Genomic DNA, 22,516 nt, shown 5'->3' with positions numbered 1-22,516 from the left:
GTGGACTCACCTTCACTCACACCTCAGGTAACGGCTGCGTCGTCGGACCGTCATGAACATCGCACTGTGGATCACCGCTGGACTGCTGGCCATCGCCTCCCTTGGCGGCGGCGCAATGCTGTTGACGCAACCCAAGGAGAAGCTGGCCGGCTCGGGCTGGGCCTGGGTCGAGGACTTCGGCGCAGGCGCCGTCAAGGCCATCGGCGCCCTCAAGGTCCTGGCCGCGGTGGGGCTGATCCTGCCGGCCGTGCTCGACATCGCCCCGGTGCTGGTGCCGCTGGCCGCCGTCGGTTGGCTGCTGCTGATGGTCGGCGCGGCCATCACGCACCTTCGCCGCCGCGAGGCGTCGGCCATCGTGGTGAACGTCGTTCTGTTCGCCATGGCCGCCTTCGTTGTGTTGGGCCGCTTCGGCTTCCCGCCGTTCGCCGGTTGATCTTTCGGGATTTCTGGGGCTATTTAGTGCAAACGGCGCGCTCCGGCATGATCCGGATGGAGGGCGACACCGCGTCCGGCCGGGTCTATCTGGCGGAAGCTGCGGCGGAAAACGAACTGGCCGGGCGGCGCCCTGCTTCACTCTTCGGTGCGCCGAAGCCCCATGTTGGCCCAGCAGGGCGGGTCCACGACGATCGCGACTGCTACCCGGCACAACGACTCTGGGTCGGCGAAGGTCCGAATGCATCAAGCGACACAGTGTGCGACTAACTCAATCGAGCAGCCGACGATGACCCTCGGTGAAATCTGTGCGCGAGCAAGCTGGGCGGCCCATTGCCGCATCGCGGGCTGCGGAGGATGGTCTCGAACAGCACGTCCACCCCGGTGGCAGGGAACGTTCTCCTTGGCGCACGGCCCCCGAACCGTGACCACGCCAGGAAAGCCATGTCGTGGCCGAACGGCCGCACGACGGGCGATTCCGCCGCGCCGGCGACACGACCAGCTGAAGGGAACCGCCAGTGACCTCGACCCGCTCCGCCTCCGGCAACGTCCTGCGCAGCGAATACCAGAAGTCCGTCGCGGCCTACTGGAACAACGAGAAGGACCCGGTCAACCTGCTGCTCGGCGATGTCGACGGGCTCTACCACCATCACTACGGGATCGGCGAGGTCGACCCGTCCGTGCTGGAAGGCCCGCAGGAGACCGAAAACGAGCGGATCATCGCGGAGATGCACCGGCTGGAGACCGCCCAGTCCGAGGTCCTGCTCGACCACCTCGGCGCGGTCTCTCCCGGCGATCGGCTGCTGGACGCCGGATGCGGCCGAGGCGGCACGAGCATCATGGCCGGCGAACGCTTCGGCTGTCAGGTGGACGGGGTCTCGATCTCCGAGCAGCAGGTCGAGTTCGCCAACCGGCAGGCGGCGTTGCGCGGTCTGTCCGACAGGGTGCGCTACCACTTCCGCAACATGCTGGACACCGGGTTCGAGACCGGCGGATACCGGGGCATCTGGAACAACGAGAGCACCATGTACGTGGACCTGCGCGAGCTGTTCGCGGAACACGCCAGGCAGCTGGAGTTCGGCGGCCGCTACGTCACCATCACCGGCTGCTACAACGATGTGACCGGTGGCCGGTCCAAGGCGGTCAGCCAGATCGACCAGCACTACACCTGCAACATCCACCGGCGCAGCGAGTACTTCCAGGCGATGACGGAGAACAACCTCGTGCCGATCTCCGTCGTCGACCTGACCGCCCTGACGATCCCCTACTGGGAGCTGCGCGCCAGGTCCTCGGTGGCCACCGGGATCGAGGGCCCCTTCCTCACCGCGTACCGCGAGGGCAGCTTCCACTACCTGCTCATCGCCGCCGACCGCGTCTGACCATTTCGGCTTTTTCTCCCACACGGCAACAGATCGGCGCCAACCAATCGTTTCCGACACCGTGGAGACGCAGAGGAGCAGCGATGCCGGACACCCTCCCCATACCTCGTCCCGTCCTTCCGTCGGACGCCGCCGTGCCCGCCGTGCTGACCGGGCCGAGCGGCCTGGGCACCTCGGCCGCCCGCATCGCGGCGCAGCTCAACGAGGCTCGGGTCAACGAAGCTGGGGTCAACGAGGCTCGGGCGGACCAGTCGACACAGCCCCCGAGCGAGGTCGGGGGGGATCCCGCGTACGCGGAAAGGCCGTGGGGCGACGGGAGTGCGCCACCCCTGTACTGCCCGATCACCGAGCGGACAGACGACTCGCTCGGCGTCGTGGTCGACGAGCGGCTGGTAGCGTGGGGCGAGGAATGCGGATTCGAGGAGGACGAGCTGGACCAGCTCCGCGCCGCCAGGTTCGGACAGCTGGTCACGCTCGCCCATCCCGACTGCGACGACCCGGACCGGCTGCTGATCTCGGCGAAGCTCAACGCGGCGTGGTGGGCCGCCGACGACCTGTACGCGGACGACACGGCGCTCGGGGCAGTGCCGGCCGAGCTGCCGCCCCGGCTGTCGTTGGCGATGGCGGCCATGGATCCCGTCCCGCCGATGGGGGAGTTCACCCGCGAGCTGGACGAGACGCTGGCGAACGACCGCGTGCTCGTCGCGCTGCGCTCGGGTGTCGACCACCTGTCGCGCTACGGCACGCCGGCCCAGGTGCAGCGAGTCTGCTACTCGACGTTCGCGATGTTCGTGAGCTGGACCGCCTACGCGGCGTGGAAGCACGCCGACAAGTCCCCGCCCGCGTGGGAGTACCTGGCCGCGAGGCAACACGACAGCTTCTACACCTCGATGACGCTGATCGATGTCCTCGGTGGCTACGAACTCGACGCGAACGTGTTCTACGAGCCGCGAGTCCGCAGCGCCGCCATCCAGGCGGGGACCGCGGCCGTGCTCGTGAACGACCTCCACTCCGTGACCAAGGACCTGGCGGACGAGAACCCGCCGTGCAACATGGTGCTACAGATCGCCGCCGACCGAGGCTGCTCGATCGAGGAGGCCACCGAGATCACCGTCGGCCTGCACAACGACGTCGTCCGCGACTTCCAGGCGGCGCACCGCGACCTACAGGCCGTGCCGTCCGTCGAGCTTCAGCGGTTCCTGCGGGGGCTGCGGTCGTGGATGGGCGGGAGTTTCGAGTGGCACTCCACCAATCCCCGGTACGGGAGCCGGCCGGCCACCGAGGAGTGATGTAGCAAGGGCAGGGCCGTCTTCGTGGTGAGGGTAGGGCTGGCCTCACCACGAAGACTGCTGCCTGCCCGGCTGTGGCCGCCGGCCGGGTACGGCAGCGTCGACGAGGACCGCATTCGATCACTGGAGGCGATTCTCGTGTCCCACAAGGGCTTACGCCGTCGACCCGCCCGGACGGCGGTGGCCGTGGCGGCCGCGCTCGTCGCCGTGTCGTTCGGCTCGGTGCCGTTCGGTTCGGCGCAGGCGGCCGAGGACCACGCGCGCGGCCTGTCCGCGACGATCCGCTACACAGAGTTCGGCATTGCGCACATCGTCGCGCACGACTACGCGAGCCTCGGCTACGGCCAGGGCTACGCGGCGGCGGGCGACAACCTGTGCGCCATCGGGGAGGGCATGCTGGGGCTGGACGGCCGCAGGTCCCGCTTCTTCGGCAAGGACGCCGCGCCGACCAACACACTGAGCCTGGCGAGCACAAACCTGGCCAGCGACCTGTACTTCACCGGGCTCAACGACAGCCACGTGGTCGACCGCCTTGTCGACCAGCCCGCGCCGCTCGGCCCGGAGCCCGGTGTCCGGGCGATGGTGCGCGGCTACGCGGCCGGCTACAACGCCGTCCTCGCCGAGGGCGGCCACACCAGCTGCGCCGGCGCCGCGTGGCTGCGCCCCATGACCGAGCTGGACGTCTACCGGCGGGCCTACGCATGGGGCCTCGCGCTCGGCCAGTCGGGCACGCCGGATGGCATCGCCGCGCAACCGCCGACCGAGGACACCCCGCAGGCCGACCCGCACGCCGCCGTGCCGGTGTCTGCCCCCGACCTGTCCGGGCCGGGCAGCAACGCCGTCGCGCTCGGCCGGGACGCCACGGCGAACGGCAGGGGGATCTCCATCGGCAACCCGCACCTGCCGTGGGGCGGCGACTTCCGATTCACCCAGGCGCAGCTGACCATCCCGGGACGGCTCGACGTCAGCGGGGCGTCCCTCCTCGGCCTGCCGATGATCACCCTCGGCCACACCGGGACGCTGGCGTGGAGCGGCACGATCGCCGACGCGGCCACCCCGTTCACGCTGTTCGAACTGAAGCTGGTGCCCGGCACGCCCACCAGCTATCTGGTCGACGGCCGTCCGGAACCCATGCGGCGCCGCGACATCACGGTCGACGTGGCGCAGCCGGACGGCACCGTGCGCCCGGAGACCCACACCCAGTGGTGGACCGATCGCGGCCCGGTGGTGACCAGCTTCCGCGGCCTGCCGGTGCAGTGGACCACCGAGCGCGCCTACGCGCTGGCTGACCCCAACGCGCAGAACATGCGCATGCTCAACTGGCTGTTCGAGACCGCCCATGCCCGCGATGTCGCGGACCTGCGCTCCGCGTTGCGCACCACCCAGGGCAGCCCGATGTTCAACATTCTCGCCGCCGACGCCAAGGGAGACACGATCTTCTCCGGCATGACCGTGGTGGCGAACGTGACCGACGAGCAGGCGCGGCGCTGCGATACCGCGCTCGGCCAGCAGACCTTCCCCAAGTCGGGACTGGCGGTGCTCGACGGGTCGCGCTCGGACTGCGCGTGGGCGACCGACCGCGACGCCGTGCAGCCGGGGATCTTCGGTCCGAGCAACCTGCCGGTGCAGCAACGCGCGGACTACCTCGCCAACTCCAACGAGAGCTACTGGCTGGCCAACGCCACGGCGCCGTCCGCGAGCTACCCCCGGGTGCTCGGCCCCTCGGCGACCGAGCGGAACGTGCGCACCCGCGACACCCTCACGGAGATCACCGACCAGCTGGCGAGGGAGCCGTTCACCCGACAGTCGGCGCAGGACCTGGTGCTGTCCAACCGGATGTACGCGGCCGAGCTCGCGGTGGACGGCACGGTCGCGATGTGCCGGAACCTGCCGGGCGGTCACGCCGTCGACTCCTCGGGGACGACCGTGGACGTCGGCGCGGCCTGTCAGGCGCTGGCCGGCTGGGACCGGCACGGCAACATCGACAGCCGGGGCGCCCTGCTGTTCAGCCGGTACTGGACGAGGGTGGCGCGCGCGGCGGGCCTGTGGCTGACCCCGTTCGACGTCAACGATCCGGTGCGCACCCCGAACACCCTGGACACGGCCAACCCGTTGCTGCCCAAGGCGCTGGCCGACGCCGTCGACGAACTGCGGGCGGCCGGCATCCCGCTGGACGCGCCCCTCGGCGAGCACCAGTACGTGCAGGTCGGCCAGCGGCGCGTGCCGATCGGCGGCGGGCGCGGCGAAACCGGTTCGTTCAACGTGATCGCGAGCCAGTGGGACCCGGCCAACGGCTACGACGCCATCGGCGCCCACCTCGGCCAGAACAGCACGAGCTACCTGCACGTGGTGGCGTTCAACGGAACCCAGTGCCCGGACGCGCGGACGCTGCTGACCTACTCCCAGTCCGCGGACCCCACCTCGCCGCACGCGAACGACCAGCTCGACCTGTTCTCCCGCAAGCAGTGGGTGACCGACCGGTTCTGTCAGCGCGACATCCTCGCCTCACCGGTGTTGCGGACCGTGCACATCGGCACGGACGGGTAGCCGGCCGGGGGTGACGGCGCGTCGCCCTGCTGTCGCCGTGCGCGTCCGCGCGGCAGTGTCCGACTGGGACGGTCGACTGATAATAGCTATTATCTAAGAAGAATCTGGTTCGATCTCTTGACATGGGTTCGCGAAATCACTCATGCTCCTGCTCACACCGCAGTGATAATAGGAATAAGCAGGTGAGCAGAGGGCATGGGCAAGGAGAAGCGGCGCACCACGCAGCAGGACATCGCCCGCATGACCGGGGTGAGTCAGGCGACGGTGTCGATGGTGCTGAACAACCGCGACGACGGTGAGATCCGCATCCCGCAGGAGACTCGCGACCGCGTCCTGGCCGCGATCCAGAGCACGGGCTACGTGGCCAACCCGATCGCGCGGAGCCTGATCTCGCAGGACAACCGGATCTTCGGCGTGTTCACCTACGAGTCGGTGTTTCCCAGCGAGGACCTCGACTTCTACCACCCGTTCCTGGCCGGCATCGAGCGGCGCGCGGAACAGCTCGGCTACGACCTGGTGCTGTTCACCAGTTCCCCGGTCGTCGACGGCGGTCGGAAGATCTTCCACGCGGGCAGCAGGCTCCGGCTGGCCGACGGCTGTGTGGTGTTGGGACGGCGGGTGGACCGGGCCGAGTTGGCGCGGTTGGTCGCCGAGGGCTTCCCGTTCGTGTCCGTCGGCCGCCGCGACGACGTGGCCGCCGGCCCGGTCGCGGCGGTCGGCGCGGACTACGTGTCGGCGGTGGCCGAGCTCGTCCGGCGGACGGGCGGGCTCGGCCACCGCACGGTGGCGTTCGTCGGCGAGGGCGCTGGTCCGGAGTCATCGGCCGACCGCTGGGCTGGCTTCGCGGCCGGCGTCGCCGACGCGGGCGTCCGGTCGGTTCGCCTGCGCGCCAAGGGACGCGACGCCGGCGAAGTGCTCGACAGCCTGGTGGAGCACGGGGCGACCGCGATGTTCGTCGAGGATCCCGACGACACCGCGGCGCTGGTCGAGGAGTGCGGCAGGCGCGGGGTGCGGATACCCGAGGACGTCTCGCTCGTCGAGCTGGGCGGCAGCCCGCCGCGCACCGCCCGCGCCACACCGGACTTCACGGGGTTCCGGATCCCCCGCGAGGAGATGGGGGCGCAGGCCGTCGACCTGCTCGCCCGGATTCTCGGCGGCGACCGGGGACCCCGCACCCGACTACTGCCCTGCCGGATCGTGGCTGGCGCGACCCTGGCCGCACCGAGGAGCACACCGTGAGAAGCTCGGTCCTGACCGCCAACGTCCTGACCGCCGATGTCCTGGTCGTCGGGGGCGGCCTCGGGGGAGTCGCCGCCGCGCTGGCCGCCCTGCGGGAGCCCGCGACGACGGTCATCCTCACGGAGCAGTACGACTGGCTCGGCGGCCAGCTCACCAGCCAGGCCGTGCCACCGGACGAGCACTGGTGGATCGAGCAGTTCGGCGGCACCGCCAGCTACCGCGCGCTGCGCGAGGGCATTCGCGCCTACTACCGCGAGCGCTACCCGCTGACCGAGCGGGCGAGATCCTGGCGGCAGCTCAATCCCGGCGCCGGCCGGGTCAGCCGCCTGTGCCACGAGCCCCGCGTCGCGCTCGCTGTGATCGAGGCGATGCTTGCGCCGCACCGGGCGTCGGGCAGGCTGACCGTGCTGCAACCGTACGAGCCGGTCGGCGCCGACACCGACGGCGACCGGGTGACCTCGGTCCGGCTGCGGCACCGCGACGGCGGCGGGGACGTCACCGTCGCCGCCCCCTACGTGCTGGACGCCACCGAGACGGGCGACCTGCTGCCGCTGGCCGGCGTGGAGTACGTGACCGGCTTCGAGTCCCAAGCCGAGACCGGCGAGCCGCACGCCCCCGCCGTGCCGCAGCCGGCGAACATGCAGGCGGTCTCCTACTGCTTCGCGGTCGACCACGTCGACGGTGACCACCGCATCGACAAGCCGGCCACCTACGCGTTCTGGCGCGACCGCGAGCCGGAGTTCTGGGGCGCGAAGCTGCTGTCCTGGCAGGCGCCGGATCCGCGCACCCTGGCGACCGACACCAGGGTCTTCTCGCCGAACCCCGACGACGACCCGCACACGGTCAACGACCAGCGCACCGAGGCTGGCGCCACGGACCTGTGGCTGTTCCGGCGGATCGCGGCGCGCCGAAACTTCGTCGAGGGCTCCTACGCCAGCGACATCACGCTCGTGAACTGGCCAATGATCGACTACTTCGAGGCCCCGGTCATCGACGTCCCCGACCCGCGGGCGCGCCTGGCCGAGGCGAGGGAGCTGTCCCTGTCGGCGCTGTACTGGATGCAGCACGAGGCGCCGCGACCCGACGGCGGCACCGGCTTCCCGAACCTGCGGCTGCGCGCGGACATCGTCGGCAACCCCGGCGGCCTCGCCCAGGCGCCCTACGTCCGGGAGTCCCGCCGCATCAGGGCCGAACGCACGATCGTCGAACAGGACCTGTCGATGGCGATCCGCGGCGAGCACGGCGCGGTGCGCTACGACGACAGCGTCGGCGTCGGCATGTACCGCATCGACCTGCATCCCTCCACGGGCGGCGACAACTACATCGACGTCGCCGCCTGCCCGTTCGAGATCCCGCTCGGCGCGCTCGTCCCGCAGCGCGTGCAGAACCTGTTGCCGGCCAGCAAGAACATCGGCACCACGCACATCACCAACGGCTGCTACCGGTTACACCCCGTCGAGTGGAACATCGGCGAGGTCGCCGGCGCGCTCGCCGCGTACTGCCTGCGCGAGCGCACCACCCCGCGCGCGGTCCGCAACGACCCGGTGCTGCTCAACGACTTCCAGGAGCGACTCCATGCCGACGGCGTCGAACTGCACTGGCCGGAGATCACCGGCTACTGACCAGTCCCAGCACGGCAGGGCACCAGACGCAGAACGCAAGGAGAACCAACCATGCGACGGACCACTGTCCTTCGCGCGCTCGCCGCCGCGGTCGCGCTCACCACGACGCTGGCCGCCTGCGGCAGCGGCGACACCCCGGCGAGCGGCGGGCCGACCACGCTGCGCTTCGCGCTGTTCAGCTCCAATCCCAAGCAGTTGGCGCTGCTCAACGGAATCGCGGCGGACTATCACGCCGGCCACCCCCAGGTCTCGGTGAAGTTCGACTCCATCCCGCAGGACAGCTACACCGCGACGCTGACCACCCAGATCGCCGGCGGACAGGCCCCCGACCTCGCCTGGATCCTGGGCGGCGCGGCGCCGGACTTCGTCTCCTCGGGTGCGCTCGCACCGCTGACGGACACCCTGTCGCGCAACGCCGACTACCAGTACGGGGACCTGCTGCCCAACGCCACCAAGGTGTGGAGCGGCGGCGGCACGCTCTACGCCTACCCGTTCTCCACCTCGCCCTTCGGCGTGTTCGTCAACACCGATCTGCTCGCCAAGGCGGGGCAGCAGACGCCTGCCGAGCTGATCGCCGCGGGCCGGTGGGACTGGACCGCGCTGGCGTCGATGGCCGCCGCGACCGCCGCGGGCACCGGCAAGGCCGGCCTGGTGGTGCGGGACTTCGACTACAAGAACTGGTACCAGCTCGCCACTGTGTGGGACGGCTGGGGCGCGCAGGCGTGGGGCGGCGACGGGAAGTCCTGCGGCTTCGACAAACCGGCGATGGCCTCGGCGATGTCGTTCCTGCACAAGGCGGTCTTCGCGGACAAGGCGATGCCGGGGCCCGGCACGACCGCGGACTTCTTCGCGGGCGACTCGGCCATGACGATCACCCAGATCAGCCGGGCCTCGTTGCTCGCGGACAAGTTCAAATGGGACCTCGTGCCGCTGCCGTCCGGGCCGGCCGGCGCCTACGGCGTGTTCGGTCAGGCCGGCGTCGGGGTGTTCAGCAGCAGCAGGAACGTCGGCCAGGCAACGGACTTCCTCGCGTTCATGACCGGTCCCGCGAACTCCCTGAAGCTGGCCGAGTTCTTCCCGCCGCCGCGCAGGTCGCAGCTCACCGCCGACACCCTGGCCAAGGCGAATCCGCTGCTGTCGCCAGCGCAGCTCCAGAACGTCGTCGTCAACGGCATCACCAACGGCGTGCCCCAGGACAGCCACACCAACTTCGCCGAGATCGACCAGACCGTGCGCGCCGCCCTCGACCCCCTGTGGCAGGCCGACGCCGATGTCACGAAGGTCCTGTCGGGTGTGTGCGCCAAGATCCAACCGCTACTGAACAGGTAGGCGTCATGTCAGCTCACCCTCCGCCGCGCGACGAGGTGCCAGGAGTCGCCGGCCGGCCGCGCAGGCGATGGTGGACGGCCCGCCGGGTCGACAGCCTCGCAGGCTACCTGTTCATCGCCCCACAGGTGTTGGGCAGCATCGTGTTCGTGCTGGTTCCGCTCGGCATGGTGTTCTACTACAGCCTGCACGAGTGGAACGTGCTGGCCGGCACGTTCCACTTCGTCGGGCTGGACAACTACCGTCAGCTCGCCGAGGACCCCAACACGCCGTCGGTGCTGCGGGCCACCGCCTTCTTCAGCGCCGGGCTGGTCGTGCTCGACCTGGCGCTGGCGCTGCTGCTCGCCGTGCTGCTCAACCAGAAGATCCGCGGCATCGCCTTCTTCCGGCTTCTGTTCTTCTCGCCGGTGGTGGTGTCGGTCGTCGCGTGGAGCATCGTCTGGGGCTTCCTGCTCCAGGACAACGGCGGCGTCAACGGGATCCTGCACGCGATCGGCATCGACGGGCCGAACTGGCTCCGCCAGGGCGGGACGTCCATCGTCTCTATCATCCTGGTGCAGGTGTTCAAGAACGTCGGACTGAACATGGTGCTGTTCCTCGCCGCGATGCAGGGCGTTCCGCCGCAGCTGCACGAGGCGGCCCAGCTGGACGGCGCGGGCGCGTGGACCAGGTTCTGGCGGATCACCATGCCGATGATCAGCCCGACCATCCTGCTCGCCTCGATCATCACGATCGCCGGCTCGCTCCAGATGTTCGCCCAGGTCTCGGTGCTCACCCAGGGCGGGCCGGGCAACGCCACCAACGTGCTCGTCTACTACCTCTACCAGCAGGCGTTCCAGTTCCACCATTTCGGCTACGGCGCGACGCTGGCGGTGCTGCTGTTCGGCATCGTCCTGGCGCTGACCCTGGTGCAGTGGCGGATGCGCAGGAAGTGGGTCATGTATGAGGTCTAGCCTCTCGGCCCGCGCCAAGGTGGTGCTCTACGGGCTGTTGTGCGTGCTGTGCCTGCCGTTCGTCTTCCCGGCCTGGTGGATGGTGACCTCGTCGTTCAAGCCGATCGGCGACATCTTCGGCTACCCGCCCTCGCTGCTCCCCGGCACCTGGCAGCTGTCGGCGTACCGGGACGTCTTCACGCTGCAACCGTTCGCCCGCCAGTACCTCAACAGCCTCTACATCGCCGCGATCGTCACCGTGGGAACCGTGGCGGTGTCCGCGCTGGCCGGCTACGCGTTCGCCCGCATTCGCTTCCGGGGCGCCAACGTGCTGTTCCTGGTGATCCTCGCCGGGCTGCTGGTGCCGAGCGAGGCCACCATCGTCCCGCTGTTCCAGCTGTTCCGGTCGCTGCACCTGGTCGACACCCACTGGCCGCTGATCCTGGTGCCCGTCCTCGGCGCCCCCAGCGTGTTGGCGACCTTCATCATGCGGCAGTTCTTCATCGCCCTGCCCGACGAGCTCGAGCAGGCAGCCTGCCTCGACGGCCTCGGCCGCTTCGGCATGTTCTGGCGCGTCGCGCTGCCGCTGTCCCGGCCGGCGCTCGCGGCGGTCACGATCTTCACGTTCCTCCAGAGCTGGAACCTCTACCTCGAACCGATCGTGTATCTGTCCACTCCGGACAAGTTCACGCTTCCCCAGGCGCTGACCCAGTACGTGGACTCCTACGGCGGCGCGATGTGGAACGTTCAGCTCGCCGCCTCGTCGCTCACGGCCGTCCCGATGCTCATCGTCTTCGTCATCGCGCAGCGCCAGTTCATCCAGGGACTCGCGCACACCGGGATCACCGGGTAGCGACGGCCCAGGCACCACCCCACCGACCGAGTTCGACCGCGATCACCCCAGGAGTGGCTTCATCATGACCGATCCGGCTGCCCGGACACAGGACGCGCTGGCCACCGCTGCCGCGCTGCGTGCCGACCGACCCGACTGGTGGCGGGACGCCGTCTACTACACGGTCTATCCGCGCAGCTTCGCGGACGGCAACGGCGACGGCATCGGGGACCTGCCCGGCCTGACCAGCCGCCTTGACCACCTGGTCGACCTCGGCGTCGACGCGGTCTGGCTCGGCGCGTTCTACCGTTCGCCCATGGTCGACGGCGGCTACGACGTCGCCGACCACACCGACGTTGATCCCGAGTTCGGCACCCTCGCGGACTTCGACGCGATGACCGCGGCCGCGCACGAGCGCGGGCTGAAGGTCACCATCGACGTGATCCCCAACCACGTCTCCGACCAGCACCCGTGGTTCGTCGAGGCCCTGACCGCCGCGCCGGGCAGCCCGGCCCGCGAGCGGTTCATCTTCTGCGACGGCAGGGGTCCCGGCGGCGACGAGCCGCCCAACAACTGGGTGGCCTGCTTCGGCGGATCGGCGTGGGCGCGGGTGCCCGACGGCCAGTGGTACCTGCACCTGTTCACGCCGCAACAGCCCGACCTGAACTGGGAGAACCCCGAGGTCGTCGCCGAGTACGACCGCGTGCTCCGGTTCTGGCTCAACCGGGGCGTCGACGGCCTCCGCGTCGACGTGGCGCACGGCATGGCCAAGCCGAACCCGTTGCGAGACATGACCATCTTCCCCGAGCCGGGCCAGCCCCGCGTCGCCGAGGACCCGCGCCTTGACCAGGACGGCGTGCACGAGCACCTGCGGGGCTTCCGCCGCGTGCTCGACACCTACCCGGGCACCATGGCCGTCGGCGAGGTGTGGGTGGAGTCCGACGAGCGGCTCGCGCGCTACGTCCGGCCAGACGAGCTGCACCTGACCTTCAACTTCAAGCTCGTCGAGGCCGAGTGGGGCGCGGCCGCCTACCGCGCCGCGATCGACGGGTCGCTGCGCGCGATGGCCGACGTCGGCGCACCGTGCTCGTGGGTGCTGACCAACCACGACATTCCCCGGCCCGTCACCCGCTACGGCGACGGCGACATCGAGCTCGGCCGCCGCAGGGCCCGCGCCGCCGCGCTCGTCCAGCTGTCGCTGCCGGGATCGGTCTACCTGTACCAGGGCGACGAACTCGGCCTGGACAACGTCGACGACCTGCCGGTCGAGGCGCTGCGGGACCCGACGTGGGAGAACAGCGGCCACACGGTCCGTGGCAGGGACGGCGTGCGGGTGCCGATCCCGTGGTCCGGCGACGCGCCGCCCTACGGTTTCGGCGGGGCCGACACCTGGCTGCCGATGCCGACGCGGTGGGCCGGCCTGACGGCCGAGGCCCAGGCCGCCGACGCGGACTCGACGCTGTCGCTGCACCGGCGGGCGCTGGAGATCCGGCGAGCCTCGCCCCAGCTCGGCCGAGGCACCCTCACCTGGCTCGACAGCCCGGCCGACGTGCTCGCCTACCGCTGCGCCGCCGAGGGCCACCCCGATATCGAGGTGTGGCTCAACAGCAGCGCCGACAGCATCGCGCCCCCGTCGGCGGCGACGCCGCTGCTCGCCTCGGGACCGTTGGGCGCGAACGGATCCATCCCACCCGACACCGCGGCCTGGTTCCTCGGACCGGACCCGCGCTGACCGTCGACCGAACCCCGTGAACCGCACCAGCAGCACCGCACGAACCCGTGGTCCCCCTGTCAGGAAAGGGAATCCGATGTCTGACGACCCCACCGCCGAGCATGGCGTCTCCCGTCGCCTGTTCCTCGGCACGACACTCGCCGGCGTGGCCGGCTCGCTGCTACCCGTTGGCGTCGCGCAGGCCGCGTCGACCCCGGTCACCATCTCCGCCGACGGCATCACGCTGACCGCGGCCGCCGACGGCAGCGTCACCGTCCGGGACGGGGCAGGCGTCGACCGGATCAGGCTGGCCCGGTTCATGATCAAGGACAGCGTCGCGGGATCCCAGCCGACCACCGGCGCGACGCCGACGCTCGTCACGCTGCCCGACGGCCGCCCCGCGATCCAGCTCGACTACACGCTGCCCGCTGCGGCCAACGGAATCACCGTGCGCGGCCGGTTCGACGTGACGCCGCACCACGCGCACCTGCACTGGGACGTCACCGGGCCGGCCACGCTGCTGCCGGCCGGTTTCATGATCGGCCGAACCGTGCTGACCCCGTCCGCGCCCGAGACCGCCACCGCGCTCACCAGGTGGAACCGCGACACCGGCGGCGGCGTGCCCTACGAGACCAACGCCGGCGTGGTGTACCAGGACACCTGGCCCGACACCAAGGCGTTCGTCCGGCTCGCCGGCTCGCGCCCGGACTGGACCACCGCCTCCTGGGTGCACGCGCCGGGGACGGCCACCTCGGGCGGCGCCAGCACCGACGCGGACCTGGTGCTCGGTGCCATGCGGCCACCGGCGGCCGGCGCGATCGGCGCGGCCCAGCCGCTCGGCGTGGAGATGTGGACCGACCAGCCGTTCAACCTGTGGCACAGCGCGGGCCAGCCGATGGACCTGCACACCCAGGTCGTCAACGGCGGCAGCACCGCCCGCTACGTGCGGATCTCCTGGTGGGCAAAGGACTTCGACGGCCAGGTGCTGGCGAGCCGCACCGTCGACAGCACGGTCGCCGCCGGCGCGGTCCAGGACTTCACCTTCACCGTGACCTCCCCGGCCAGCGGCATGGCGTTCACCGAGACCTCGGTCACCTCGGGCGGCGACGAGGCGTTCGCCCGCACCAACCTGACCGTGCTGCCCAGCTACGACTACCGGGCCGGCGACGCGAGCATGTTCGGCCTCGCCAACTATCCCTGGCTGCTGCAACCCAACGCGGACGCCGTGCTCGGCCTGCTCCAGCTGCTCGGCATCAGGTGGGTGCGCATCGCCTACGACGGGGCGCCCGGGCTGCCGGTGTCGACCCTGGACGCCGCCGGCATCGCGCACAACGTCGAGCTGCACGGCATTCCGCTCGGCGGCACCCCGGCGGCGATCGCCGCGTGGGCCGACACCAACACGCAGCTCGCGATCAGTTCCGGCGCCCGCCACTTCGAGGTCGGCAACGAGCTGAACCGGCCTTTCCTGACCGACCAGACCGCCGCCTCCTACGTGTCGGACGGCCTTCGCCCGGTCCGCGACCGGCTCACCGCGGCAGGCGCGTCGACGAAGGTGCTCAACTGCGGCCTGTCCGGCATGGACTACGTGTGGACGACGAAGTTCCACGAGGTCGGCGGCTGGGACCTCATCGACGGGTTCGCCTTCCACCCCGGCCGGGGCAACTTCACCCCCGACTACGCGCCGGCGCCTTCTGACTGGACCATGGGCACCAACGGCACGTACTGGAACTTCCTCGGCAGCCTGCGCAAGGCGGGCCAGGTGATCGCCGAGTACGGGCAGAAGGAGCTGTGGCTGACCGAGTCCTACGCGTGCACGATGCCGAACAGCTGGTGGCACGACACCTACCGGCACGCCGCGGAGAACGTCCTGCTCACCCTGGCGCTCGCCAGGGCGGAGGGCGTGCGCTGCGTGAACTGGTACCAGCTGCACGACAGCGTGCTCGGCAAGCCGCAGATCGCCAACCCGGCCGATCCCGAGTACCACTACGGGCTGATGAACCGCGACACCAGCGCGAAGCCGTCCCTGCTGGCGTACGCGACCGCCGCGCGGATCCTGGACGAGGCGACCTTCGTCCGCTGGCTGACCCTGCCTGACCCGGACCTGAAGGGCCTGCTGTTCAGCACGCCGAGCGGCCCGGTGTCGATCCTCTGGAGCCGCAAGGACGGCTACGTGCTCAACCCGAACCACAGCACCGCCTCGGACTACTTCGCCGCGCCGGAGGTGTGGGTCGACGACTGGCCGACCAAGACCGACCTGACGCTGGTCGCCGCCGGTTCGACGGTGTGCGAGGTGGACTGCATCGGCCGGGAGCGGTCGCTGACCGTGAACGCCGGCCACGTCACCGTCCGCCTCGACGGCGCGCCCCGGATCTACTACGGCCTCACGGACACCCCGGACGTGGTCTGACGGGGTGCGGGACGCGAGTGCCCGGCGCCGCACCAGGGCACTCGCGTCCCGCGCGCGAATTCTCAAGATTTTTTCGCGGCCGTGTCGATTCCGGGTCCGGCCGATCGACGTGGTCATGACGGCACCGACAGTCGCGAGCGTCAGCAGGACGTTCGGATCGATGAGAGGATCACGTCATGACCCACGGCAGCACCACGGGCAGCGACACCACCGGCACCGAGGCCACCGGCCGGAGCGGGTACGCCGACGTCAACGGCCTGCACATGTACTACGAGCTGCACGGCCGGGGCACGCCGCTGGTGCTGCTGCACGGCGGGATGCTCACGATCGACCTGAACTTCGCCGGCCTGATCCCGACGCTCGCGCGCACCCACCTCGTCATCGGCGTCGAGCTCCAGGGGCACGGCCGGACGGCCGACATCGAGCGGGCCATCACCCCGGCCGCGCTGGCCGGTGACGTCGTCGCGCTGCTCGACCACCTCGGCATCGACCGGGCGCACGTCCTCGGGCACAGCATGGGCGCCGCGGTAGCGCTGGAACTCGCCGTCAACCACCCGACGAGGGTCCGGTCGATCATCCCGGTCTCGGGCAGCGTCCGGCCGGACGGCATGCACGGGGACCTGATGGATCCCGCCAAGTTCGCCACGTCGACCAGGATGCCGACGCCGCAGGACTTCGCCGACTTCCGCGACGCCTACCAGCGGCTGTCGCCGCACCCGGAGCACTTCGACGAGTTCCTCGGCACGCTGTCCAGCTCGAACGCCGACCTGAAGGGCTGGTCGGACGAGCAGCTGGCCGGCATCACCGCGCCGACGCTGCTGATCATCGGCGACCACGACTTCGTCACCATCGAGCACGGCGCGCTGATGAAGGAGCTGATCCCCGGCTCGCACCTGGCCGTGCTCCCGAACACCACGCACATGAACGCCACCAAGCGCGTGGACCTGCTGCTGCCGATGCTGGCGGAGTTCCTCGACGAGGAGGCTTAATCCCATTGCCCGGCCGCGTCACTGCGGGGCACGATGCCGGGATGCGCTTCTCGATCAACATCCCGAACTTCGGCGACTTCGCCGACGCCAGGACGGTCGCGCGGGTGGCCGTGGAGGCCGAGGCCGCCGGTTGGGACGCGCTGTTCATCTGGGACCACGTCGTGCACGACAAACAGGTTCGTCGGGGCCAGCCGTTCGGGGATCCGTGGATGCTGCTGACCGCCGCCGCGCTGGCGACCTCCCGGATCAGGCTCGGCACGCTGGTCACTCCGGTGGCCAGGCGGCGGCCGGAACAGCTGGCCCGCCAGGTGGCCACCCTCGACTCGCTCAGCGGCGGCCGGGTGATCTTCGGCGCCGGCCTCGGCGGGCCGATCGCGGACGAGTTCGGCAGCTTCGGCGAGCCGACCGACCCGGTCGTGCTGGCCGAGCGCCTGGACGAGGGTTTGGGGCTGCTGCAACGCTATTGGTCCGGCGAGCCGGTGCACCATCACGGGCCGCACTTCGTGGCCGACGACGTGACCCTGTTGCCGGCGTCGGTGCAGCGTCCCCGTCCGCCGGTCTGGGTCGGCGGGTTCTGGCCGAACCGCAGGCCGATGCGCCGGGCCGCCCGGTGGGACGGGGCCGTCCCGCTGTTCGCCGACGTGCGGCACGGCCAGGCCCCGCCGGTCGAACAGGTCCGCGAGCTGGTCGACTACGTGCGCCGGCATCGGGAGGACCGGCAGGACAGTCCGTTCGAGATCGTGCTCGGCGGGATCAGCCCCGGCGACCCGGCCAAGGCACGCGACCTGATCCAGCCGTTGGCCGACGCGGGCGCGACCTGGTGGGACGAGCGCCAGCTCATCACCAGCGCCGAACTCCACCAGCTCGCGCCCGTGCTGCGGCGCGTCAACCAGGGGCCGCCCGCGCTGTGACCGCTCGGCGCCCTGGTGGCGGTCAGGCCGACGGGTCGAGGTGGGCGTTCCACACGGCGGCGGCCTGCTCGTGCGAGTCGACGCCGGAGAAGAACGCGTCCGCCACGGCCTCGAAGTCCTGGCTGTCGAACCCGTTGATCTCGATGATCTGCGGCCGCAGGACGGCGAACTCGGTCGAGTCGGTCTTCGGGCGGTACGGCACGGCCAGCCTGATCGTCCCCGGGGTCAGACCGTACCTGACCGCGTCGATGATCAACGCGTCGGTCTTTCCCTCCTCCAGGTGCAGGTAGGCGTCCACCACGGCCACCGCGCGGTGCGCGCCGTCCGCGTTGGCCTCCAACGCTTCCTGGGCGGCACGCGCGCCGTCCCCGAGGTCGTCGAGCACGAAGCGGGTCATGCCGCGCTCGCCGTCGGGCTGCTCGTAGCCGAGCATCGGGATCAACGTCTCACCATCGGACACGCTCCAGATGCCATGGGCGGCCCAGAAACCTGCGAGCGATGCGGTCTCGATCATGGCGGCCAGTGTGCCAGCAGGACACCGCGCGCGGGCCGAAACCGTTCTTTAGTTGGTCGGGGACGGGAAGGCGACCGGGCTGCGGTGGCCGTTCGGGCCGACCGCGCGAACCCCGAAGAAGACGTTGTCCTTGGACAGGTTCACCTTCGCGGCCAGGGCGGTGCCGACGTCGATGACGTGCGTCCAGTCCGGCGCGGTCGTCTCGCGCCACAGCACCTCGTAGCCCACCGCGCCGGGCACCGCGTCCCACAACAGATCCGAGTCGTTGGCCAGCACGGCCGTGCGGAGCTGCGCGCCCTTCGGCGTGCCCGGCGCGCTCGCGAGGGACCACAGCGCCGCCGCGTTCACCCGGCCGACCCGCGCAGTGAACGCGAAGTCGCAGAACTCCGGCAGGTCGCCGAACTGGAGGCCGTTCTCCACGCGGACGTTCTGGTGCTGGTGCGCGTAATTCTCGTGCGGCTCGGTGAACCGCGCGGCCGGATAGCCCTGCTCGAGGTAGCCGATGTGGTCGCCGCCGCGCAGGTACCGGTCGCGGCGGTAGACGATCCGGACGTCCATGCCGGTCGCCTCGTTCGCCGCGACCGACCGCACGAACCTGGCCAGCTGGCGCGGCGGGGAGTCGTTCTCGCCGCCGATGCTGCGGCGCAGCGACGCCTCGGCGGGGGTCTCCGCGGTCGGCACTCCCTCGGCGAACAACCGGATCGCGAACGGATCGTGCGTGCCGTCGTCCGCGCGGCTCGCGCCGATGATGTCGTTGGTGAACATCGCCTGGACGTCCGTGCCGGCCGCCTTGTACTGCTTGGACTGGAACCGCGAGCCATAGAGGCCCTGTTCCTCGCCGGCCACGGCGGTGAACACGACGGTCGCGGCGGGCGGGCGGGTGGCGAACAGCCGCGCCAGCTCCATCGCCACGGCGACGCCGGTCGCGTCGTCGTCGGCGCCCGGCGCGTCGCTGGTGAAGTCGAGGACATCGGTGCACCGCGAGTCGTAGTGCCCCGACACGACGTAGACGCGCGTCGGATCGGTCGCGCCGCGCAGGGTCGCGACGACGTTCGTGATCGTCGTCGGCACCGGGATCCGGTCGGCTGGCGGCTGCACGTAGGTCTGGAGCTCGACGGTCATCCGCCCGCCCGAGGTCGCCGCGATCTGTTGGAACTGCCCGAAAAGCCAGTCGCGCGCGGCGCCGATGCCCCGGTTCGGGTCGGTCTGCGAGGACGCCGTGTGCCGCGTGCCGAACGAGGCAAGCTGCCGGACGATTGCCTCGATCCGCCGCTCGTCGAGCTCCCTGAGGATCGCCCGCAGCTCCTGGTCCGGCTGCTGCGGGCGGACCGGTCCGCCCGGTCCGCGATCGCCGAGCTCGGCCGCGCCGGCCGGGACCGCGCCGCCCGCAATGACGGCAGCGCCGAGTGCGGTCGTGGCGGTCAGGAACGTCCGGCGTGTGCTTCGCGGGGTCACGCTCCCGTCCTACGCACGCGGCGGGGCCGCGTCTACCGCCACCCGGCGCAGTGGTGCGGCGCGTTCGCATCCCCGACAATCTTACCCAATTCCGAAGAGTCCTTTTCGTGGGCTTCCACGAAATACGCGCGCCCGCATTGGTCAACCGTCAACGAATGATAAGTGAACGGTGGACTCGAATACTTGAGGTGGGTCCGGGGCCTCGGGCCTAATGGGTGTCGGTGGTCGTCACGTACCACGCCCTGCGGCTCTGTCGAAGGAGTTTTCGATGATGCGATGGAAGCCAGCATTAGCGATCGGCGCGGTTATCGCGAGCCTGCTCATCGGCCACGAGGACGCCTCTGACCAGGCCGAAGCGGCGGCAGCTCGCCCGGCGACGGGCGTCGGCTCATGCACGATCAAGAACTGGGACGCCAGCGCTGACCCCGAGGACGCTAAGGATCTTCCCCAGGGTGATCGCCCGCAATCGTACAAGGCCGACGATTACGACTGCACCGGCGCGACCTTCGCCAAGAAGGGCGTCGAGTTCACGCAGTTCCCGCAGCCGAAGAACTTCCACCTCGACAACCAGTGGGCGACCACGTCGGCGCAGTCGAAGGTGGCGTCGGCCAGCCCGACCGCCCCCTACTTCCCGCCGTTCACCCACGTCGTGGTGTTGTACCGGGAGAACCACACCTTCGACGACTACCTCGGCGACTGCGCCAGCACGATCCAGGCGGGCTGCAACGGCGTCGTGCAGGGCACGAACCACGTGAGCTCCGTGCCCAACCTCCACACGCTCGCCAAGAACTACGCGCTGTTGGACAGCTACAGCACGGGCACCCAGCCCCCGAGCGGCCCCAACCACTGGTGGCTGTTCTCGGCCCAGTCCGCCTCCCACTCGCAGCAGCAGTCCTACCCTGCCGCCAGCGGGACGCAGTTCGACCGTTTCCTGAAGAACTCGAGCGGCACCTTCCCGTTCATCATGAACGGCGACTTCTACTGGATGCTCAACACCGGCAGCGGTTACTGGCGCAACCCGGCCACCAACGCCATCGAGGCGCTGCCGGTCAACCGGCCGGGCACGAGCATCCCGGAAGAGCTCAACTACAACCACTACACCTGCTGCGGCCAGAACGACGACGACCAGGTGATCGCGAACGACTACATGAACTTCGTGGCGTCCAACGGCCTGCCGACCTACTCCTATGTCGAACTCTTCAACGACCACCCTGGCACGTACCAGGACATCCCGAAGAACGACGCGGCGACCAAGTCGGTTGTGGACTCGATCATGAACAACGCGTCCTACAAGGACAACACGCTCATCGTGGTGACCGAGGACGACACCCAGAACGGCAGCAACGGCCCGGACCACGTCAGCAACACCTACCGCGTGCCGACCGTCATCGTGGCCTCGCCGACCTACCTGAAGCAGCACTACGTCAGCCACGTCGCCTACACCACGGACAACGTGCTCGCCGCGATGGAACGCGTGATGGAGAACGTGCACCCCGGCGCCATCGACCCGAACAACAGCATCGGCCTCGCGACGTTCCCCATGACGACCGCCGACCAGTCGGGCCTCGGTGACCCGCTCGGGGACCTCTGGACCCAGGGCACCGCACCACTGTCGGCCACGGCCAACGGCACCCCGTCCACGGGCAACGCACCGCTGGGCGTGTCCTTCACCGGTTCGGCCACCGGCGGCCAGGGTCCGTACTCCTACAGCTGGAACTTCGGTGACGGTTCGGCGGCGAGCACGCAGCAGAACCCGAGCCACACCTACAACTCCGCCGCGACGTTCACCGCGACGCTGACGGTCACCGACAGTTCCACGCCGGCGAAGACGGCCACGTCGACCGTGACGACCACGGTCAACGCCGTCGGCAACCCGCTCGCGGTCACCGCCGCCGCGACGCCGGTGTCCGGCCAGGTCCCGTTGACGGTCGCCTTCACCGGCACCGCGACGGGCGGCTCCCCGCCGTACTCCTACAGCTGGAACTTCGGTGACGGTTCGGCGGCGAGCACGCAGCAGAACCCCAGCCACACCTACAACTCCGCCGGGACGTTCACCGCGACGCTGACGGTCACCGACAGTTCCGCGCCGGCCAACACGGCCACGTCGACCGTGACGATCACCGCCTCGCCGATCGCAGGGACGCCACCCGGTGCGCCGACGGGCTTGACCGCGAACGCCGGCAACGGCCAGGTCGCCCTGAACTGGACGGCCCCGGCCAACAACGGGGGCGTGTCCATCACCTCCTACAAGGTCTACCGGGGCACGGCGAGCGGCGGCGAGACGCTGCTGACCTCGGGCGGTTGTAGCGGACTCGGCGCCGTGCTCTCCTGCACGGACACGGGTCTCACCAACGGCCAGGCGTACTACTACAAGGTGACCGCCGTGAACGCCCTCGGCGAGGGCGCGCAGAGCAACGAGGCGACCGGCACTCCCAGCGGCTGCCCCGTGTCCCAACCGTTGGGCAACCCCGGTTTCGAGACCGGCACCGCCGCGCCGTGGTCCGCGTCGTCCGGCGTGGTCAACAACAGCAGCAACGAGCCCGCGCACACCGGCAGCTGGGACGCCTGGCTGGACGGCTACGGCACCACCCACACCGACACGCTGTCGCAGTCGGTCGCCCTGCCGGCCGGGTGCAGCACCTACGACTTCAACTTCTGGCTGCACGTCGACACCGCGGAGACGACGACCTCCACCGCGTACGACACGCTCAAGGTCCAGGTGCTCAACGGTTCCGGCACGGTGCTCTCGACCCTGGCGACCTATTCCAACCTTGACCACAACACCGGTTACGCCAAGCGGAGCTTCAGCCTGGCCGCCTACGCCGGGCAGACCGTCACGCTGAAGTTCACCGGCGCGGAGGACTACACCAAGCAGACCTCGTTCGTCATCGACGACACCGCCGTCAACGTGAGCTGACGCGCGGACTGCCC

Annotated in this window: 16 protein-coding genes; 14 read left to right on the top strand and 2 right to left on the bottom strand. The window is 70.1% G+C overall.

Going from position 1 to position 22,516, the window contains the following annotated elements; genetic code table 11:
- Positions 1 to 52: 52 nt before the first annotated feature.
- The 13 genes from F0L68_RS18875 (at position 53) to F0L68_RS18815 (ending at position 17,616) form a co-directional block, all read left to right on the top strand.
- On the top strand, positions 53 to 433 hold the full coding sequence (locus F0L68_RS18875) for a DoxX family protein (RefSeq protein WP_149850918.1): 381 nt from the start codon (positions 53 to 55) through the stop codon (positions 431 to 433).
- 517 nt (positions 434 to 950) lie between these two features.
- Complete coding sequence (locus tag F0L68_RS18870) at positions 951 to 1,811, top strand: geranyl diphosphate 2-C-methyltransferase (RefSeq protein ID WP_149850917.1); 861 nt, start codon at positions 951 to 953, stop codon at positions 1,809 to 1,811.
- An 83-nt stretch (positions 1,812 to 1,894) separates the two neighbouring features.
- On the top strand, positions 1,895 to 3,100 hold the full coding sequence (locus F0L68_RS18865) for a family 2 encapsulin nanocompartment cargo protein terpene cyclase (RefSeq protein ID WP_149850916.1): 1,206 nt from the start codon (positions 1,895 to 1,897) through the stop codon (positions 3,098 to 3,100).
- Positions 3,101 to 3,238: 138 nt separating this feature from the next.
- A complete protein-coding gene (locus tag F0L68_RS18860; RefSeq protein ID WP_149850915.1) occupies positions 3,239 to 5,647 on the top strand; it encodes a penicillin acylase family protein in 2,409 nt (802 codons plus the stop codon).
- A 195-nt stretch (positions 5,648 to 5,842) separates the two neighbouring features.
- Complete coding sequence (locus tag F0L68_RS18855) at positions 5,843 to 6,886, top strand: LacI family DNA-binding transcriptional regulator (protein WP_223198923.1); 1,044 nt, start codon at positions 5,843 to 5,845, stop codon at positions 6,884 to 6,886.
- Positions 6,883 to 8,508, top strand: coding sequence for an FAD-dependent oxidoreductase (locus F0L68_RS18850; protein WP_223198922.1), 1,626 nt, complete (start codon positions 6,883 to 6,885; stop codon positions 8,506 to 8,508). The genes F0L68_RS18855 and F0L68_RS18850 overlap by 4 nt, the downstream gene beginning before the upstream one ends.
- Before the next feature lie 51 nt (positions 8,509 to 8,559).
- The gene (locus tag F0L68_RS18845) at positions 8,560 to 9,837 is read left to right on the top strand and encodes an ABC transporter substrate-binding protein (RefSeq protein WP_149850914.1); all 1,278 of its coding nucleotides are present in this window, start codon (positions 8,560 to 8,562) and stop codon (positions 9,835 to 9,837) included.
- A 5-nt stretch (positions 9,838 to 9,842) separates the two neighbouring features.
- The gene (locus F0L68_RS18840) at positions 9,843 to 10,787 is read left to right on the top strand and encodes a carbohydrate ABC transporter permease (RefSeq protein WP_149850913.1); all 945 of its coding nucleotides are present in this window, start codon (positions 9,843 to 9,845) and stop codon (positions 10,785 to 10,787) included.
- Positions 10,777 to 11,619: a carbohydrate ABC transporter permease gene (locus tag F0L68_RS18835; RefSeq protein WP_149850912.1), complete on the top strand. Its 843-nt coding sequence runs from the start codon at positions 10,777 to 10,779 to the stop codon at positions 11,617 to 11,619. The genes F0L68_RS18840 and F0L68_RS18835 overlap by 11 nt, the downstream gene beginning before the upstream one ends.
- Before the next feature lie 64 nt (positions 11,620 to 11,683).
- A complete protein-coding gene (locus tag F0L68_RS18830) occupies positions 11,684 to 13,330 on the top strand; it encodes a glycoside hydrolase family 13 protein (protein WP_149850911.1) in 1,647 nt (548 codons plus the stop codon).
- Positions 13,331 to 13,406: 76 nt separating this feature from the next.
- Entirely contained in the window at positions 13,407 to 15,716 is a 2,310-nt protein-coding gene (locus F0L68_RS18825) for a hypothetical protein (protein ID WP_188316662.1), read from the top strand.
- A 176-nt stretch (positions 15,717 to 15,892) separates the two neighbouring features.
- Entirely contained in the window at positions 15,893 to 16,705 is an 813-nt protein-coding gene (locus F0L68_RS18820) for an alpha/beta fold hydrolase (protein WP_149850910.1), read from the top strand.
- A 41-nt stretch (positions 16,706 to 16,746) separates the two neighbouring features.
- The gene (locus tag F0L68_RS18815) at positions 16,747 to 17,616 is read left to right on the top strand and encodes an LLM class flavin-dependent oxidoreductase (protein WP_149850909.1); all 870 of its coding nucleotides are present in this window, start codon (positions 16,747 to 16,749) and stop codon (positions 17,614 to 17,616) included.
- 22 nt (positions 17,617 to 17,638) lie between these two features.
- Here F0L68_RS18815 and F0L68_RS18810 read toward each other — a convergent pair whose 3' ends face one another.
- Both F0L68_RS18810 and F0L68_RS18805 read right to left on the bottom strand, forming a co-directional pair.
- Positions 17,639 to 18,130: a hypothetical protein gene (locus F0L68_RS18810; protein WP_149850908.1), complete on the bottom strand. Its 492-nt coding sequence runs from the start codon at positions 18,128 to 18,130 to the stop codon at positions 17,639 to 17,641.
- 48 nt (positions 18,131 to 18,178) lie between these two features.
- Positions 18,179 to 19,585 carry a M20/M25/M40 family metallo-hydrolase gene (locus tag F0L68_RS18805; RefSeq protein ID WP_149850907.1) on the bottom strand — a complete coding sequence of 469 codons (1,407 nt, stop codon included), beginning with the start codon at positions 19,583 to 19,585 and terminating at the stop codon, positions 18,179 to 18,181.
- Positions 19,586 to 19,853: 268 nt separating this feature from the next.
- On the opposite strand from F0L68_RS18805, the gene F0L68_RS43585 reads away from it, so the two are divergent.
- Positions 19,854 to 22,502 (top strand): PKD domain-containing protein, encoded by a 2,649-nt coding sequence (locus F0L68_RS43585; protein ID WP_276313864.1) that lies wholly within the window; start codon positions 19,854 to 19,856, stop codon positions 22,500 to 22,502.
- Positions 22,503 to 22,516 lie beyond the last annotated feature (14 nt).

The organism is Solihabitans fulvus, assembly GCF_008386585.1.
In the GTDB taxonomy this organism is placed as follows: domain Bacteria; phylum Actinomycetota; class Actinomycetes; order Mycobacteriales; family Pseudonocardiaceae; genus Solihabitans; species Solihabitans fulvus.
Note: the sequence above shows the minus strand (reverse complement) of the source record. Positions and strands in the feature narration are given on the sequence as shown.